Raw genomic sequence first — 17,039 nt, 5'->3', positions numbered from 1 at the left:
TATATCCTGTATTAATTTCTAGCTTAATTATAGCTTAGCAAGCACATTAACCATTTCTAATGCGCCAAGAGCCGCTTCACCGCCCTTGTTACCAGCTTTCGTGCCTGCACGCTCTATGGCTTGTTCAATTGAATCTGTTGTGATCACGCCAAATGATACCGGAATTTCAGATTCTAAACACACTTGCGCTAAACCTTTGTTACATTCACCAGCAACAAAATCAAAGTGTGGTGTTCCGCCACGAATAACGGCACCTATTGCAATAATTGCATCGTATTTCCCTTGTGCTGCTGCTTTTTTAGCAACTAAGGGTAACTCATAAGCGCCAGGTACTTTAATGACTGTAATATCACTTTCGGCAACATCACCATGACGTTTAAGTGTATCAATAGCACCTTCTAGCAAGCTATCAACAATAAAATGGTTGAACCTAGAAACCACAATGGCAAACTTTTTACCTGTTGCAACAAAGCCACCTTCAATTACATTCATGGAAAAATCACTCTTTAGATGAAAAATTGCCGCGATTCTAGCAAAAAAACTGCTATTTAGGTACTAGTTTGTCTACCAAACAATAAAATACTTCTACAAAATTAATAAATGATTCATTCAACCAGTTAATGTAAAATATGCTAAATTCCACAGACGAATAAATCATGACTATGGCGTTCTATTTATCTTCAAAAAATATTTCCAAACTAAAAGATTGCTCTTTAAAAGAGCGAAAAATAAAGATAGCGGATGCACAAAATAGAATACCAGCTCCACAAAAGTTTATTTTAAATATCCTTAAACTCGTAATTTTGATTCCTCCATTCTTTTTTCTTTCGCAACAAAGTTGGGGATATTTAGCATTGAGTTTATTGTTATCGCTCATTTTTTACTTTTTCATTGCGGTTCCTATTAAACTTCAATTTTGTCTAAAATATCTATGAATACGAACCATTCATTATTTAAATAAGTAAATAACTCAAAAAATTCATTAAAAGTTTGTTACGTTAGTCAAACTTTCAATTTAAAAATATCAAGTTGCTATTACCCCCAGATAATCTGACAAATAGTAAGATATTTTCTAAATAGGACGTATTAAAATGCACGTTAACCTTCCTAAAACTGTAGATTGTATTTATCAAGAAATCGAAACTGAGGGTTTCGCCTCAATTGAAGACGCTATTAGTGCTGAAGACTTAAATACACTACAAAGTTTTATCATTGAATTAACCAATAAAAATAAAGGAACATTTTCAATTGTTGGACATGAAAACCTAAAAAATTCATTACTTGGTTCTTTGTATAACAATGAAAAATTTTTATCATTTCAAGCAGAGCTTGTTTCAAAAAAAACTAATGAGAATCCTGACTCTTCTTCTGAAAAGTATCAAGTATTAAGAGTTCTCAATGGAGGGAACCTCAATACCCAATCTCATTTATTTCACTTTGACAACTTTACCTTAACGGTTCTATTACCGATTTTTATTCCTTCTGCGGATAATGAAAAGAATGGAGACTTATTAATATTACCTAATATTAGAAAAGTATCATCATCACCGGTTAAAAACGCACTCATTAAACTCTTCACACAAAATCCTGTAACTAGATTTATTTTAAAAGCTGCTATGGTAAGGAAGCTTTTGAATTTTAAAAGCATCAAATTAGAACCAGGTAAGTTGTATTTTTTCTGGGGATTTAGTACGTATCATGGCAATGACGATTGCCATCCAGGCAACATGCGCTCTACGGCTCTCTTTCATTTTCATAAACCAGTAACAAAAAAAAGTATACTATCAAAAATTACAAGCACAAAAAAACGCTCAAGAGTTAAGGTATAAAATGAACATGCAATATAGAAAATTAAGAGGTACCGACTTAAAATTATCTGTACTAGGAATGGGGTGTTCAAGCTTTTGGGCATTAAAATCCACACCTGAAGAGACGGCTATATCGCTTCTTCAGCATGCTTACGATAAGGGAATCAACTTCTTTGATACGGGCTCAAGTTATGCGGATGGAAATGCAGAACGTAGGTTAGGTAAATTCATTAACAGTATTGAAAGAAGTTCAGTTGTTGTCAGTACAAAAGCTGGTACAAAACAAGCTTCTATGGGGAATGCCACAAAAGACTTCAGTCCTAAAGCAATTAGAGAGTCAGTAGCAGAAAGTCTTGAAAGACTTAATACTGAATATATTGATATACTATTTTTACATAGCCCTAAATTAGATGAGTTATCAAGTGAGCTTTTTAATGAGATCGAAAAACTCATAGATGAGGGAAAAATTCGATTTGCAGGCGTTCATTCCTCAGATAAAGTGGTAGTGGACACAGTAAAATCAATCGATTGTTTTACAGTGTTTCTTTCAGACTTTAACCTAACAAGAGCAAGTTTTGAAACAACAATTAATGACATTGCTAATTTAAATAAAGGCTTCATAGCAGCGACACCGTTAGCCCAAATGCTATTTACAAATAAAATATTTTTCCCGACGAGTAAAAAAGACTTTTGGTATTTAGCGAGGGCTTTAAAAAATAGAAGGAAACAACTAATAAATAGCTTTAAATTAAGGTTTGCAAGTCAATTGCCTAATATTCCAGCAGAAGCCGTTGCTTTAAATTTTGCATTAGACAATAAACATGTTTCTTCGGCAATATTTGGCACCACTCAACACAAAAACATTGATAAAAACATTGAAGCATTAACGTTTTCAATCCCCCAAGAAGTATTCAACAAAATAAGAAGAATAAAACTTCCTTTCAGAGAATAAAAACACGAAAAGTATCTTTAAACACTTGATAGTTAGGTAATTAAGAGGGAACTATGAGTCCACTTACTCCCTCTTTGAATCTCTATTTAAATCGGATCTCCAGCACTTTTCTCTAAATTAATTTATTGGTTTAATTTGAAGAAAGCCCTTACAGCATAATGAGAAAATACATAGCAGGATTTAATTAAAGATAGCTTTTCAATTTCTCTATAAACTCGCCATATTTTTAAAGCTTTTTTGTACTTATTTCTTGATAAGGAGTTTTCTACAATTCTATATTCACTTAGAGGTTTCGAAAAAATAAAAGCATCTTTTCCAGTTTTTAAAAGCTTTAGCCACAATGCATAATCTTGGCCAGCACGAATCAATGGCATAGTTAAATCATTGAATGAACCCTTACGAACCATCACTGTACAACATCCCATTGTTGCTCTTTTTAACAACATGTCTTCATAATCAAAAGCACCTGACAACCGCATATCAACACTTACATTTAACCTATTACTACTTTCGTCAATTAAATGATACGGTGTAAAAGACAAATCTATATTATTGTTAAGCATAAACTCAAGATGTAACTCTAGCTTTGAAGGGAGCCATAAATCATCACTATCTAAAAATGCGATGAACTCACCTTGAGCCCTTGATATAGAATTATTTCTGCTTACCGCGGCGCCAGAGTTTTGCTTATTCTGTATAGGCTTCACGCGACTATCTTGCTTTTGCAATTTTTCTAATATTTTCCAAGTATTATCACTTGAACAGTCGTCAGTTACTAACCATTCCCAAACTGTATGTGTTTGATTTTTTATACTTAGGTAGGTTTCTTCAATAAACTTTTCTGAATTGAAGGACGGGGTAATTATAGAAACTAGCATTTAACCCTCATAAAAATTTTAGTCATAAAAATTACTTCTTAAAAAACTTAACCCTGAACCAATCGAGTAAGTACTTAAAGGGTTTAAAATTTAAGTTGATAAATAGTGACAGTGAATACTTAATATTTTGTCTATTGGTTAACCTAACGAAATCAACAGCCCCGAAATGCTCTTTTGTTAACTTTTTACGCAATATTTCCATTGATGCTTTATGATCTTTATTCATTAAATAACTATGCTTCTGATAAAATAAATTAAAAGCATTAACACGCCGGATTGGGCTCTCACTAATACGACCTAAATTGTGATCTGTAAACCAAATATAACTTGCAATGCTTGACTTATACGCTAAACCAAAACGCTGAACCAAACGTACCCAAGTATCATAGTCTTGAAAAGCTGGCATATTAGGATCAAAACCATTAATTTGTTTTAAATAATCAGTCTTTGTAAGCACTTGGTTTCCCAAAAGGTTATGATGTAATAACTTATCTAAAGAGATAACCCCAGCCCCCGAAGTTCTAGTTATGTCACCCTGAGGTGTTCTTTCAGTGATTGAACTAGCGATACATGAAAAACATCCTTTTTCAAACTCCGATACCAAATGTGAAACCCTGTTGGACGTCATAACATCATCATCATCCATGCCAGTAATGTAATAACCTTTAGCAATTTGAATTGCTAAATTTCTAGCAGCGCAAGCTCCTTTCGGAACTTCACTCTTAACATAAACGATCTGTTCATTATCAATATAAGGCTGTAACCGTTCATAAGTCTCATCTGTTGAACCATCATCCGCTATAATTAATTCTATATTGGAATAGCTTTGATTAAACACCGAATCAACTGCTCGAAGCAATAAATCAATTCTATTATGAGTAGCGATATAAACAGTCACTAATTTATTATTAGCCATTGTTTTTCCTTACGTAATTTTGATACTCCCAGAATGTCATGACTGCTAAGAAAAAGTAGAGCGGAAGAAAATAAACAGCCGAACTAATAGCAATTACAGACCCAAGAGTAGGTAAAGCAATAAAAATACTTCGCCAGGGCAATCTACTCGCAAGTAATTTCATCATTCCAAGATAAAAAATGTAATAACTTACCCCTAGGTAAACTATAATTTCCAAATAAAATAAATGAGGTGAAAAAAATTCGATTAAACCTCCCCATTTATTGTTTATGAAAGATATATTTAAATTGCCAAATCCAATACCAAACACCCAGTTAAAGAAAGAAAAATTTGATAAAACACTTAACATCTCAGACAGTGCATATGCTCTAATAGCAACAGAAAACATATTGCCAGAAGATACAATTTGTTCCAGCAGCTCAGGGTTTTCGAGTAACTCAAATACTCTGTCCAAATTATTAACAACAGCATCAACATGTTTATCAAATAAAAACAAAATTAAAGGTGCTAAAAATAAAAGGGCTATAATGAAAACAACTCTAATTACGCCATTCTCTATTAACTGGACCCATAATATTTGGCCAATTAACGCTAAAATACATAGTTTAGCATCAACAAAAAATGCCAAGATCAATAATGGAAATGTATTCAAATAAAATGATTTTTTGGCACCCAAGAAATATAAAGACGTATTAAAAAGTATTAATGCTACTACATTTGTATTCATATTCGCCCAAAATGAAGATCCAACTTGATACTCCGTACCAGCAAGCGGGTTATTTCCAAAAAAACTAGCACCAAGCATAATTTCAATTGAAGCAAATATAAGATCCAAATAAATAAAGAAGTTGATAAATCGACATATCAACTCTTTTGACAAAATAAAAAGAGCTCGAAATGAACAATAATAAACAAGGAGCGTAAATGTAAAATAAAAAACATACGCTAAATACCTTATAGATAAAGAGGAATAAAAAATGTGGCTAACTATCCAAGCACTTAAAAAACTCAGATAGAAAAACAATAAAACAAGTTTTCGCTTATCAAAAGCACCGGCTCTAATAATATACAAGCCACTCAAAACTAACAAAAAGAAAAGCGCTAAATGCACTCCCCTTAATTCAAAAATAGCTAACGTTGGCCCCAAAAAAAGAGAAATTAAAAAGACCAAATACCTGATAGGCGTATTACTGGTTGCATAGATAGTGGAATCAAACTTATGCATGGTTTTCGCTAAAGTCTTGATATAGTGAAATCATAGTTTCAACAGTCGAAACTTCACTAAACCTGTTTAATACATCCTTTCTTCCAGCCTTACCAAAAGACTTGCTTTTCTCAATATCTTCTATCAGGACAATTAGAGCATTGGAAATTTCTTCACTAGATTCCGGCTTTACAACTAACCCCGTTTCTCCATCTGTAATAACTTCAGGCAGCCCCCCTGTATCCGCTACAATACATACGCGTTCACAAGCAAGAGCTTCAACAGCCGATACACCAAAACTTTCTATACGGCTAGGCACAACAAAAATATCCATCTCATTAATATATTTTGGAACAGAGTCATTTGGTACTTTCCCTACAAACTCTACCTGAGAATCAATTAACAGCTTATCAACTTGTGCACTTAATACCTCTTTTAACTCTCCCCCTCCAACAATCATTAATTTAAGTGTTATGGGTATATTTCGATAACAAAAGTACTTTTCTAAAGATGAAAATGCTTCAATTAAAAGATCAATGCCATATTTATGTTCTAGCGTTTTAACAATACCTATCGTTATTTCAGCGCTAGAAAAAGGATCTCTCGTAGAATAAAACTTTGATAAATCAACTCCGAATGGCGTAATTGCAATATCTTTAGGATAGTCTTCTACTAACTTCAAAACTTGTCTAGCCATATCATGGCTTGTTGAGGCAATTTGATCAGCACTCAATAAGGACTTCCTCGTTAACCATCCTTTAAAAGAGGAAAGGTACGGATATTCATAAACATCACTCCCCCACACTGATAAAATATACGGTGAAATTCCAGATAACATGGCTAAAGTGCCATACCCAGTTGCATAGTGTACATTTACCACATCAGGTTGCAGCTTACTTATCATGCGACGCAAAAGTATAGCGTTTAAAAAGTAACCTAAAGTGCCTGAAAAAGGTAAATATTTAACTGTAACACTTGGACGAAGTCTACTTTCCACTCTATGTTGCGTAATCAAAGTAACATCGATCCCTTTTTCACTTAAGGAATTGACCCACTTAACAGTATGATTCACAGAGCCAGGTGATATAAAAGCAAGTTTCATAGACGAATATATAACTTAGTAAGCTATCTATTTATTATAGTTAGCAAAATAACGTACAAGAGCAATAATGGTAAAAATGATGCTTCCTGCAATGGTAACTAATACACAAATAACAGCTCTGGCCGGTTTAGACTTCTTTTCAGGAACACTAGGAGGGTCAATTGTTCTAAATACATAATCAATGCGAGCTTTACTAAGCATTAATTTTTTCGTTTGTTCTTCAATTAAGGAATAAAATACTTGATGTAAATTTGAGTTATTTGTTTCTTCAATGAGTGAACTTAAGTATTCAATATTCTTAGATGTTTGACCAATATCATACTCTCTGATTGTGTTATTAACTTCAGCAATCAACAGTTCTAACCATTCTTGAGCTAAATATGGCGAATAAAATTCCACACTTAATGTTAACACCCCAGTTTTTGAGTCTTCACTTAAGCGAACAATTTCCTTAAATCTTTTAACTACGTCTTCCTTTCTTGGACGTAACAATGGATTTGAGTTTTCGTCAATTTTCCATTCATTTAAAGATGAGTCATAAATATCTTCATCATTAATTAATTCATTGGAATCTACTTTCCAACCTTTACTTGCCATCATTGGGACTAACATTAAGTGTTTATCTACAAAATTCAAGATAAACCCCTGTGAACTGATAAGCTCCCTTGCAACAATAGGGTTAGAGTTATCTGAACTATTACCGATATTTATCCCTGCAATATTAGCTAAGCCGCCTAACCCGCCAGCTAAGCTAGCCAATTTACTATTTGAATCAACATTAACAATAAGTGTCGCAGAAGAACGGTATTGATTAGGTAACGATAAAGACACAACAACGGCGAGGATTGCAGAAGCGAGTGTGCCTAAAATAATGATGAATTTACCATGGTAAATTCCCGAGAATAATTCAGCAAAAGTTATGTCTTGTTTATTATTTTGTGTTGCCAATTGTTATCTCTCCTTGATCTTACTGCAAACTGTCAGCCACATATCTTCAGTGATAGCTTTAAATTTTTTAGCAGAACTATTAATGTTAGCCAAATACTCCGTGTTATTATTAATAACATCATCTAATAATCGCTCTAAATCATCTTTTGAGCTATTGGGATTGATTAATAGCTCAGGTACTATGTACTCGTTAAAAAGCTGCTCATATTTATGACTCCAGCTTGTGCCTAAGTTAGGAATACTTTGAGAAAGCGCACTTACACAGCCATGAAAACGTGAGCATACTATTGCTTTAGAAGCACCGATAATCCCCTTCACTTTGAGAGGATCACTTTCTTCAATAACCTCTAATTTATTATCAAAAAAACTATTCAATTTCTCACAAATATCCCTATCACCATCACCTTCATGATTTAATAGTACAGGCACTAAACCAAGTTCTTGGGTTTTTTCCATTAATAACTTCATGATATCAAGGTAATTTTTTTTCCAACTTTCGTTCTGATTTTTATCCCCAATCATATTACTATTTGGAATAAAGCAGACTTTAGTGTCACCATCTTGCCAATAATCTGGTACTACACCTTTTACGGCATTAGTAAAATCTGGGTATTGTATTAAATTACTTGCATCACCAATAATATCACGAATATTGTCATAAGATTGTTGTTCACGAGCACATATCAATGCAGCTTTAGGTAAATGATTTTTTAATACTTTAATATCCTCGCTACGAGTGAATGGCCCGAGCGCTTGAGGTAAAAATATATATTTACAACCATTCTTTTTATATCGTTTTAGTTCACCACCAAGGTGCTTTATCTTTAATGCCCCCCACTGATCACCATAAGCAAAGCCTGCAGCATCTAATACTACGTCGATATCAGCTTCGGTAACGACCCCCCATTTTTTCAAATAATTTCGAATAAAATTTGGTAAATAATAAGCAATAAAATTCAAATCCAAAACATTTTTTCGTAAAGATAACTTTTGAAAAGCGCCTAACATCGCCCTACTTTTGTATGGGGAAAAAGGATTCCCCTCTAACACAATTTCAGCTTCCGGCCAGTATTGTTTTACTCGCTCAACCACTGAAGCTAACATTAGTTCAGCCCCTTTATTAACAAATTGAACGCCTTTAATTTCAATAAACATTTAGTTAACTTCCTTTAATAATATTTCCGCACTTTTCTTCTGAGAATAAGGGATTTTCCCAGTTGATTGCCCATAACCGACTGACATTAACATGATAGGCCGCAAGTGTTTGTCGAGCGCTAATTTTTTAGCAATTTTCCGTTCACAAATTTCAATGTCGGGCCAATTAATAGGACATGAAGATAGACCCAATGTTTCAAATGCCAACATCAACTGCATTGATGCTAGTCCACCATCGATATAGATAACATGTCGATCTCTTTCTGCTGGATATGCAGATAAATCTCCCATAACAACGATCAATGCAGGAATATTATCTGAAAATCCTGTGGTCCCCATAGCAATAGATGCAACATCAGATGCTTTATTCATATCGGTAATGGTATAAAATTGGAAAGGCTGCCGATTGCATGCACTTGGAGCTTGTGATGCCATTTCGATCGCCTGTTTTATCAGTTCTAATTCAACAGGCTTTTGTTCGTACCACCTGACAGAGCGCCGCTGTTGAAACAAGGCCAATAATTGATCGGAGGAAACTTCAGCTTGAACTCTAGCTTGATGCTGATATGGTAAAGACTCAGAAGCACACTCAAATGACTTCAATGTTAATGTTTCAAAACGCGCTTTTGCATTATTTATAATATCGCTATCACCAACAATAGCAAAATAACTAACTAATACATCTTGCGCCCACTTTAGTTCATCTGAGCAGATTGATGAAGATGCAATACATTTACGAAAGCACTCTACAGTTTCTTCAATATAAGCCTCAGCAAATATTTCTCGCCTTGGCTGCATGATAAGGCCTTTTTCTAAGCGATGAGTATTGCGTCTTAGCAGTACACTTGAATGATTAATAGCATCAAGAGATGCCTTATAGGCTAACCTACCTTTTAATACAGATTGATGTTCACGTCGAAACTTAGTGCTAAAAAAACAATAGTAAAAAGAGCTTAGAAAACTATTACTAGCAAAGAAAGGGATAATTTTTTTGTCTACTCTTTCTACCACACTTTTTAATGACGAAACTAACGATGGCGATAAGAGTTTGCGTAAAACAGATTTCATAACTTGAGTTCTATGCTCAACATAAAGTAACAACTAAACGGGCTGCAAATTCTACCCGATCACAAGATAAACAGCTAGATAAGATAACAATTTGAAACTTTTAATTTCGTGATTAAACAATCAAAATCCAATACAAGCGCTATTATTTTATTTAGAACAATAAAAAACGATGAAACTTAAGGTAATTAACATTTATAAAGACAATTCGCTTATTACTTTGTTTAATGCTAAGGTCGCCTAATATATTTAACCAGATTAAACATTTAGTTCTTCAACAATTGAATAATGAAACAAGACAAAATAGATAAGATTTTAACGAAAGCTAGTACAGCTATTAAGACAAAAAAATTTAGCCAAGCGGTTACCTCATTAAAAAAGCTTAATGACTCAATTTCGCTTCGTTCATATCGAAGTCTCATGTTAGAAGCAAATGCTTTATCTGAATTAAAAAAAAATAAACAACTACTACAAACCTTATACAAATTAAACCAATTAGAACTCACTAAAGAACAGAAAGTCATAGTTTTAGGGTATATAGGCTGTGTTTTAAGAGACTTAACTTTCTCAGGAGAAGCGACACAAGACGAAGCTATTTCTTTTTTAGAACAAAGTGTTAAGCTAGATAGTTCAGTCAATAATGCACATAATCAATTAATTTTGTGCGAGCTTTACCAAGAAACTAAACGCTTTAAAGAGTCAGAGTTATTAGCAAACAACCTGATCAAATGGAGCGCATACTTTTCACATGCCCAATATCAATTAATATTAATCGCAAGAAGTCAACGCGATAAAGAATTAGTTGTTTCACGTACAAAACACTTATCTAATCATTTTAAACAAATTGACGATAAATATATTGAAGAAGCCATTGAATCACTAAACTTTGTTGGTGCTGAAGATGATGCATACCTATTGTTACAAAAAGCCCAGTCACATTTAGGCTCAAAAAACTGGATGAAATATCCAGAAGCTGTTTATTGGTATGGACAAAAAGAATATGAGAAAGTAACCAATTTAATAACGGATACAGTAATAAGTACAACAACTTGTCCTAAAAAACTCAAAAAACTCTATAGCTTACGCGGGAATGCCTTTGATAAGTTAAAGCTTTATGATGACGCATTTCAAGACTTTTCAACCTTAGGAGCATTAAAAGAAAAAATCTATAAAAACAAAAAGGTTACCGACTATGCAGCGGTCTATGAAAAATTAAACTTAACCTCTTTACCTAAAACATGCCAAAAAGTGCCAAAATATACCCCTATTTTTATGGTTGGCTTTCCTCGTTCTGGAACTACACTATTAGATAGTGTTATAGATACACAAAAAAATGCGGTAACACTTAGTGAAACAGCAACACTTTTCACGACTATATGTGCCTTCAAAAAACTGAATAAAACTTACCCAAACGATTTACTAACTCTAAAAGATAGTGAAATTAATTTTCTACGTAATGTCTATTATGACTTTGTTGAAACATTAAATTTGAAAATAAATGATGAAACACTTGTAATAGATAAATTGCCTCATAATACCGTTCATTTACCGCTAATTTTAACGCTGTTCCCAGAGGCAAAAATTATTTTTTCAATACGCCACCCGTTAGATGTTTGTTTAAGTAATTTACAACAAAATTTTTCAATTAATATTGAAAACTCACACCTTACTACTTTACGCTCTTGTGTTCGAAGGTATCGGCAAATATTTACCTTATTTGAAAGCTATCAAGAAAACTTAAAACCAACCGTGTATTTTGTAAAATACGAAGATTTAATTGATAACTTTACTGAAGAAGTAAACAAAATATTTAAATATTTGAATATAGATAACAATGAAAGATATGACAATTTTCATAAACACGCGCAAACACAAATTATCACAACATCATCAAACAAACAGGTTACACAAGCTCTATACGCAAATGCTAAATATAGATGGAAACATTATCAAAAACATTTATTGCCTTTTGCTTCTGAATTACAAAAACAAATGAATAAATTTGGCTATGAAATATAGTTTTAACTTCAAAGATAAGTAGTCAATTCAGCACCGTTCACTCTTTAACCTAATATTCAACATGGTATTAGTCCTAATGTGCTTTTGTTTTTAACTTGTGTTTCTGTATTTTCAGTACTTTCATGGCTAAATACGAAAATAAAGTGCCGTTAGCATAGGGGTACTTTAGCTTACGAAGTAGCCAACGATAAAAAGGAACTAACGCGTAAAGCCCATTTTCATCAGTAAAGTAATCTAATATGGTTCTTAAGCGCCTTAATTTTGGCGAATATTGATCAGCTACATTGCCATACCTGATATCATCACCTGAAATTTCACTATATTTATCTTCGACAAAATTTTGCCAAAGCTTTGAGTTTATTCGATGCTCTACCGGTGTTTTTTGCCAAAATGAAATTACCGATTCATTCCACAACGGCATCCACCAATCTAGCTTAAAGAAGTCATAATAGCGATTTGAATTGACAATAAACTTAGCCTGACGTTCAAAAAACTCCCAAGATTCAAATACTGATGCGGCGCTGGCTTCAGCCCCCATATTTTCTGTATATTGCCTTACTTGAGACCTAAGTTTATTGTTAAGTTGAACAAAATCTACTTTCTTCACCTTATTTTTAAAATGACGAGACTTAATCGTTTCTATAATCATGTCTTCATGATCTTTAGCGAGTTTGCCGATTAAGTTGTGTGGAATGTGCCCGCCAGAAACAAAATCGCCCGTATGCCCTGGCACAACCACTGCATCTTTATCAATAACCCCTTGTTCAAAAATTGCTTTTATTGCGGGGTAAACTTGAACATTAGGCACAGAAACAAAGTTGCTAATATACATAAGGTATTCATTAAACAGTGAACTCTTTTCTATTGTCGACCATAATCTACTGTCATATTCTACAAAATGCCATGGAAACCCAAGTGAATCAGCAATGCGCTTACTTATCACCACTTCTTTACTCGACATTCGTCCAAAAGTAAAAGTAACAATATTCTCGTAACCAGATTTTTTTAAATAAACAGCAATTGCTCGAGAATCATAACCACCACTTAAAGGTACAACTAACTGCCGTCCATTTGCGTAGGTAATCAGTTGTTCAATTGCTTGCGTCATCGCTATATCAAGCTCAGAATAAAGTAATGCTTGGCTAATTACGGAGTTGTTATTATCAGGTTTAAACTGAAAGTAACAGGCTTGTTCTACCGTTTGATAATTTCCAAAGAGCATATGACCAGCTTGCACCTGATATACATCCTTAAGCAAGGTGTCACTACCAGTGACATAACCTGACAGTTGAAACTCTTGTTCCGATATCTTTGAAAACTGATCTGCGCCTACTTTATTGACTAATAAAGCAACAGAATCAGAGATGCATAATGTATGTTCTGCGTCAAGCGCGTAAAATAAAGGTCTACTTCTGGTTTTATCGCAAGCAACTAACACATGCCCCTCTTTAATTAGCACAAGGGAATAAAAGCCGGATAGCTGAGCTAATAATGATGAAATTGATTGTGAAGTTATTGCTGCTTTTAGCTGTTTGTAGAGTTGCGCCGCTGTTAATGGTTTTTCATCAACAAAAGCCTGGCCAATATAATAAAACTTTTGTTCTATCGTCTCTACATTACCGAATAAACCATCTATGTTAGCGTCAACTCGTTTAATGTCAGCTTGTAATCCCTTTGGGTTCATACCGTTAATTCTCTTCTGATATCTTATCGCACTCTTTGCAACAACAATAATAAGCTAATGCGATAATCACCACATTATGCAAAATACTTGCAACAACAAAAAGCTTGAGTGCTAGCCATTCATCATTGGTATAAAGCGCACCCGCAATTAACACTAACATGCGTATAGGCATTGAAATTACATTAACCAATAAAGACCGTTTCTGCTTTTTCAAGGCAATGATCATTTTCAAACTTGGTGCATTAATTAAAATAAAATAGGTCCATAGTGATAACCATTTAGCATACATGCCAGCTTGATACCAAGCGTCACCAAATACCCAAGAGAATAATTCAGGCCCATAAAACCACACAATACCTAAAGGTAGAAGAGCGACAACAGCGAGCGAGCTAGTCGTTTGAATAAAGTACTTTCTCGCGTCGTCAAACTGCTGTTGATTAATTTGTTTGGAGAACCTACCAAAACATACATCGCCTACGGCTTTACCCATTAAGGTAATGGGTATCGCTAATATAGTACGGCTAAAAGTATAAAACCCGGCAGACACAGGGCCGAAGAAAGCGGCTAACACGATAACAGGGCCACTTTGCGAAAGAGCATTTAGTAATGCTTGGGGTGATTGAAACAATGGAAAATCACGGTACTTGGTTGTCAATTGCTGATAAGAAGGCCTCTCATGCTTATCGTCTTCTGTATTATGCATCAGCGCGTTACGAATAGGCACACCCAGTAATAAACCATTAAGTAACGGGTTAACAATTGCAATCGCAATTAATGTAATAGCATGAGGTATAAAAAAGCCAATTACTAGCTTTAGTGCATTAATAATTAAGGCATGTAAAATCGATACTTTTGCTCTTAACTTAAAAAGAGACAATTTTATGGTCCAATTCTCACCTAACTGGAGTAACGCACCACATAACACGGCAACAGGCACCCAGTATAAATAACTGCCATTACCTTTAGCGTTTAAGACATTAACTAACCATTGTTTGTTTATCACAATAAATAAGGTAAATACTAAAGACACTAACAGGGCTAGATACATTGAAAGCTTTGTCAGTGCTTTTGCTTCATTATTTGATTTAGCAAGCACAACTGCCATGGGCAGTGTTAACGCTGTTATCGGCATTAAAATGGCAAACAATGCTAAAAATACACCCAAATGGCCGAAGGCTTCCGGTGAAAAAATGCGGGTAAGTAAAGGCGTAAACGCTAACGTTATCACTTGTGCGCCTGCTGTACCTGTGAGCACAGTAAAAATAGCAGAGAGGTCTTTACGCACAATGTCCCTTTTTCGTGATTAATTAGCAAGAGATAAAAACGAAGCTATTTAACCATAAAACCGTTAGAAATTCGAGTATTGTTCACGTTAAGGGTGATAGATAACCGCTTGTCTTAATGGTGTAATAAATAACTTGCTTTTTTAATAAACAACACCTTAATAAAAATGTTTCAAGCTAAAAAATTAGCCTTGTAGCATAAGTATGCGCTCGATATTTTACCAAAAAAAAACGACCCGAAGGTCGTTTTTAAACAAGTCAATAATCTAAACTATAGATTAGTTACAAGTGATAGCTAAATCATCATTACCAGCTGTACCTGTTAACACACAGTTAGCTTTATCTGATTCACCTTCGTATGCATCACTTAATAGTGCCATACGACCACCAGAAGCTAGGTTGCTATAACCAGTGATCTTGATGTCAGCATCAGGAGCAGTAGTAGAGAAAGTAACGCTTAATGACGTACCAGCAGCTAAGCCTAATGCACCATATACTTCAGCACCACTAATTTTCGTTAATGATTCTGCTTCTGCTTTACCTTCTAAAGTACCGCTGTAAGCAACACCTTCACGAGTGAATGCAGTAATTAACACATCGCCTTCTTGATCGCCTGAGTTAGCAAGTTCGAAGTTAGTTGTGATGTGGTCATAACCGAGTGGTGCGTAAGGGAATGTGATTTCAGAACCGTTTAAGTCCCAAATAAACGCATTCGCGCCAGCAGATGAGCTACCTAAAAGGTAAAATGCTTCTGTATCCGTTTCAGTTGGTGTAATCATCATAGAAGCTTTAACAGTACGTGTTGCAAGGTTAGTATCACCGTCAACTGTAATTGCAACTGTTGCATCAGAGATACCAACACCTTCAACCATGTTGTCAGCATCGAATACTGCCGTATCATCAGTACCAACTAAGTCAGTCTCTGTATAATCTGCTTGTTCAACACCTGAAAAGTTACCAGTTAATTCCATCGCAAACTCTGCGGTTGTATGATCAATACCTAAATCAATCGTACCGTCAACTGTAATATCAAATACAAAGTCAGTTGTTACATCATCACCGATAGCATCAGAGAAGAATAAACGATCTTGTTCAACATCAATGGTATCAGTTACTGCTGTTGCAGTTAATGCAAATTGGTTAGCCGTAGTTACTAATACTTCTGCGCCAGCTACTGGTGCAGATAAAGAAACACCTGTGTCATCTTTTGCTTCTGGTAATGAAACTGTTAAATCACCTGTGCCAATTGTTGCTTTAGTGAAGTTAGTTGTAATATTCGCAGCGCCATCATCATTTGTATCATTAAACACTAATACTTCATCAGCTGTTAATGTAGCATCAGTAATTTTAAATAATGCCCATGTGTAGTCGCCATTTGCATCGGTACCAAAATCAACCAAATCTGCTGCATCTGCAGCATTCGTTGGAATTACAGTACTTGTGATTGCAGTATTTAACCCTTTAATATTTGCAACAGTAGTCGCGAAGTTAGTATCATACAATTCGGCATTAATTGCTGTTTTAGCTGCTGTACCATCAACTGTTTCATCAGCTGCTTCTGCATCTGTAATTGCACTAATTGCAGCTGCTTTTAAATTAGCTAAATCACCTGCAGTATCAGCTGGTGCCAATTCAACAACTGCGTCTACAGCAGTATCAATTGCAGTCTGAATTGTTGCATTATCAGCATGAGTTGCAAAAGCAGTAATTTTTTGTAGTTTAAGACCAGTATCAGCTGAAATTGCACCACCGTTAAATTCAAACTTCAAAGTATTATTAACGCCTAAAGCAATACCTGGAAAGTAAGCAATACCGATAGCGGCCGTTTCTAAGTTACCTTCTAATGCTGAACCAGTGTAGGCATTTAAGTACTCATTACCTACTTTATAAGCGGTACCTGAAACAACAATATCACCAGCAAATGCTGAACCTGTTGCAGCAGCAAGAGCAGCTGCCATCAATGTTTTTTTGAACATTTTAAATCCTTATTTTTCATGAAAATGAATTTTATTATAACTTTAGTTA

General features: G+C 34.5%; 15 protein-coding genes. 4 read left to right on the top strand and 11 right to left on the bottom strand.

The genetic code is table 11. The features are described 5' to 3' along the window. Positions 1 to 27: 27 nt before the first annotated feature. The gene (ribE, locus tag Q4489_RS05790; protein ID WP_303478050.1) at positions 28 to 492 is read right to left on the bottom strand and encodes a 6,7-dimethyl-8-ribityllumazine synthase; all 465 of its coding nucleotides are present in this window, start codon (positions 490 to 492) and stop codon (positions 28 to 30) included. Positions 493 to 656: 164 nt separating this feature from the next. Here ribE and Q4489_RS18285 point away from each other — a divergent pair, with 164 nt between their 5' ends. The 3 genes from Q4489_RS18285 (at position 657) to Q4489_RS05780 (ending at position 2,760) form a co-directional block, all read left to right on the top strand. After that, positions 657 to 935 carry a DUF6170 family protein gene (locus Q4489_RS18285; protein ID WP_368389587.1) on the top strand — a complete coding sequence of 93 codons (279 nt, stop codon included), beginning with the start codon at positions 657 to 659 and terminating at the stop codon, positions 933 to 935. A gap of 156 nt (positions 936 to 1,091) precedes the next feature. Further along, positions 1,092 to 1,829: a hypothetical protein gene (locus Q4489_RS05785; RefSeq protein ID WP_303478048.1), complete on the top strand. Its 738-nt coding sequence runs from the start codon at positions 1,092 to 1,094 to the stop codon at positions 1,827 to 1,829. Between the two features lie 7 nt (positions 1,830 to 1,836). After that, positions 1,837 to 2,760 (top strand): aldo/keto reductase, encoded by a 924-nt coding sequence (locus Q4489_RS05780; RefSeq protein ID WP_303478047.1) that lies wholly within the window; start codon positions 1,837 to 1,839, stop codon positions 2,758 to 2,760. 122 nt (positions 2,761 to 2,882) lie between these two features. Here the strand turns inward: Q4489_RS05780 and Q4489_RS05775 are convergent, their stop codons facing one another. Genes Q4489_RS05775 through Q4489_RS05745 form a run of 7 tightly spaced genes read right to left on the bottom strand, consistent with a single transcriptional unit; the run spans position 2,883 to position 10,031 of the window. Next, positions 2,883 to 3,638 (bottom strand): glycosyltransferase family 2 protein, encoded by a 756-nt coding sequence (locus tag Q4489_RS05775; RefSeq protein ID WP_303478045.1) that lies wholly within the window; start codon positions 3,636 to 3,638, stop codon positions 2,883 to 2,885. A 31-nt stretch (positions 3,639 to 3,669) separates the two neighbouring features. Next, positions 3,670 to 4,554, bottom strand: coding sequence for a glycosyltransferase (locus Q4489_RS05770; RefSeq protein WP_303478043.1), 885 nt, complete (start codon positions 4,552 to 4,554; stop codon positions 3,670 to 3,672). Next, a complete protein-coding gene (locus Q4489_RS05765) occupies positions 4,547 to 5,779 on the bottom strand; it encodes a hypothetical protein (RefSeq protein WP_303478041.1) in 1,233 nt (410 codons plus the stop codon). Before Q4489_RS05765 ends, Q4489_RS05770 begins: the two co-directional genes overlap by 8 nt. Further along, positions 5,772 to 6,860 carry a glycosyltransferase gene (locus Q4489_RS05760; RefSeq protein WP_303478040.1) on the bottom strand — a complete coding sequence of 363 codons (1,089 nt, stop codon included), beginning with the start codon at positions 6,858 to 6,860 and terminating at the stop codon, positions 5,772 to 5,774. The genes Q4489_RS05765 and Q4489_RS05760 overlap by 8 nt, the downstream gene beginning before the upstream one ends. A 27-nt stretch (positions 6,861 to 6,887) precedes the next feature. Beyond that, complete coding sequence (locus Q4489_RS05755; RefSeq protein WP_303478038.1) at positions 6,888 to 7,808, bottom strand: Wzz/FepE/Etk N-terminal domain-containing protein; 921 nt, start codon at positions 7,806 to 7,808, stop codon at positions 6,888 to 6,890. A gap of 3 nt (positions 7,809 to 7,811) precedes the next feature. Beyond that, positions 7,812 to 8,963: a polysaccharide pyruvyl transferase family protein gene (locus tag Q4489_RS05750; RefSeq protein ID WP_303478036.1), complete on the bottom strand. Its 1,152-nt coding sequence runs from the start codon at positions 8,961 to 8,963 to the stop codon at positions 7,812 to 7,814. Next, the gene (locus Q4489_RS05745; protein WP_303478035.1) at positions 8,964 to 10,031 is read right to left on the bottom strand and encodes a nitroreductase family protein; all 1,068 of its coding nucleotides are present in this window, start codon (positions 10,029 to 10,031) and stop codon (positions 8,964 to 8,966) included. 285 nt (positions 10,032 to 10,316) lie between these two features. On the opposite strand from Q4489_RS05745, the gene Q4489_RS05740 reads away from it, so the two are divergent. After that, on the top strand, positions 10,317 to 12,047 hold the full coding sequence (locus tag Q4489_RS05740; protein WP_303478033.1) for a sulfotransferase: 1,731 nt from the start codon (positions 10,317 to 10,319) through the stop codon (positions 12,045 to 12,047). A 73-nt stretch (positions 12,048 to 12,120) separates the two neighbouring features. Here the strand turns inward: Q4489_RS05740 and Q4489_RS05735 are convergent, their stop codons facing one another. The 3 genes from Q4489_RS05735 to Q4489_RS05725 form a co-directional block, all read right to left on the bottom strand. Continuing rightward, complete coding sequence (locus tag Q4489_RS05735; protein WP_303478032.1) at positions 12,121 to 13,731, bottom strand: asparagine synthetase B family protein; 1,611 nt, start codon at positions 13,729 to 13,731, stop codon at positions 12,121 to 12,123. Positions 13,732 to 13,735: 4 nt separating this feature from the next. Continuing rightward, positions 13,736 to 15,016 carry a lipopolysaccharide biosynthesis protein gene (locus Q4489_RS05730; protein ID WP_303478031.1) on the bottom strand — a complete coding sequence of 427 codons (1,281 nt, stop codon included), beginning with the start codon at positions 15,014 to 15,016 and terminating at the stop codon, positions 13,736 to 13,738. A 276-nt stretch (positions 15,017 to 15,292) separates the two neighbouring features. After that, on the bottom strand, positions 15,293 to 16,990 hold the full coding sequence (locus tag Q4489_RS05725) for a hypothetical protein (RefSeq protein ID WP_303478030.1): 1,698 nt from the start codon (positions 16,988 to 16,990) through the stop codon (positions 15,293 to 15,295). Positions 16,991 to 17,039 lie beyond the last annotated feature (49 nt).

Origin of the sequence: Thalassotalea sp. 1_MG-2023, from assembly GCF_030546745.1 — a bacterium.
GTDB lineage: Bacteria > Pseudomonadota > Gammaproteobacteria > Enterobacterales > Alteromonadaceae > Thalassotalea_C.
This window is presented reverse-complemented; position numbering and strand designations above follow the sequence as displayed.

What these genes read in the sequence shown, in the direction of transcription:
- Q4489_RS05785 (WP_303478048.1), top strand. Translation starts at nt 1,092, where the DNA reads ATGCACGTTAACCTTCCTAAAACTGTAGATTGTATTTATCAAGAAATC.
- Q4489_RS05775 (WP_303478045.1), bottom strand. Translation starts at nt 3,638, where the DNA reads ATGCTAGTTTCTATAATTACCCCGTCCTTCAATTCAGAAAAGTTTATT.
- Q4489_RS05760 (WP_303478040.1), bottom strand. Translation starts at nt 6,860, where the DNA reads ATGAAACTTGCTTTTATATCACCTGGCTCTGTGAATCATACTGTTAAG.
- Q4489_RS18285 (WP_368389587.1), top strand. Translation starts at nt 657, where the DNA reads ATGACTATGGCGTTCTATTTATCTTCAAAAAATATTTCCAAACTAAAA.
- Q4489_RS05750 (WP_303478036.1), bottom strand. Translation starts at nt 8,963, where the DNA reads ATGTTTATTGAAATTAAAGGCGTTCAATTTGTTAATAAAGGGGCTGAA.
- Q4489_RS05780 (WP_303478047.1), top strand. Translation starts at nt 1,837, where the DNA reads ATGCAATATAGAAAATTAAGAGGTACCGACTTAAAATTATCTGTACTA.
- Q4489_RS05770 (WP_303478043.1), bottom strand. Translation starts at nt 4,554, where the DNA reads ATGGCTAATAATAAATTAGTGACTGTTTATATCGCTACTCATAATAGA.
- Q4489_RS05745 (WP_303478035.1), bottom strand. Translation starts at nt 10,031, where the DNA reads ATGAAATCTGTTTTACGCAAACTCTTATCGCCATCGTTAGTTTCGTCA.
- Q4489_RS05735 (WP_303478032.1), bottom strand. Translation starts at nt 13,731, where the DNA reads ATGAACCCAAAGGGATTACAAGCTGACATTAAACGAGTTGACGCTAAC.
- Q4489_RS05740 (WP_303478033.1), top strand. Translation starts at nt 10,317, where the DNA reads ATGAAACAAGACAAAATAGATAAGATTTTAACGAAAGCTAGTACAGCT.
- Q4489_RS05765 (WP_303478041.1), bottom strand. Translation starts at nt 5,779, where the DNA reads ATGCATAAGTTTGATTCCACTATCTATGCAACCAGTAATACGCCTATC.
- Q4489_RS05725 (WP_303478030.1), bottom strand. Translation starts at nt 16,990, where the DNA reads ATGTTCAAAAAAACATTGATGGCAGCTGCTCTTGCTGCTGCAACAGGT.
- ribE (WP_303478050.1), bottom strand. Translation starts at nt 492, where the DNA reads ATGAATGTAATTGAAGGTGGCTTTGTTGCAACAGGTAAAAAGTTTGCC.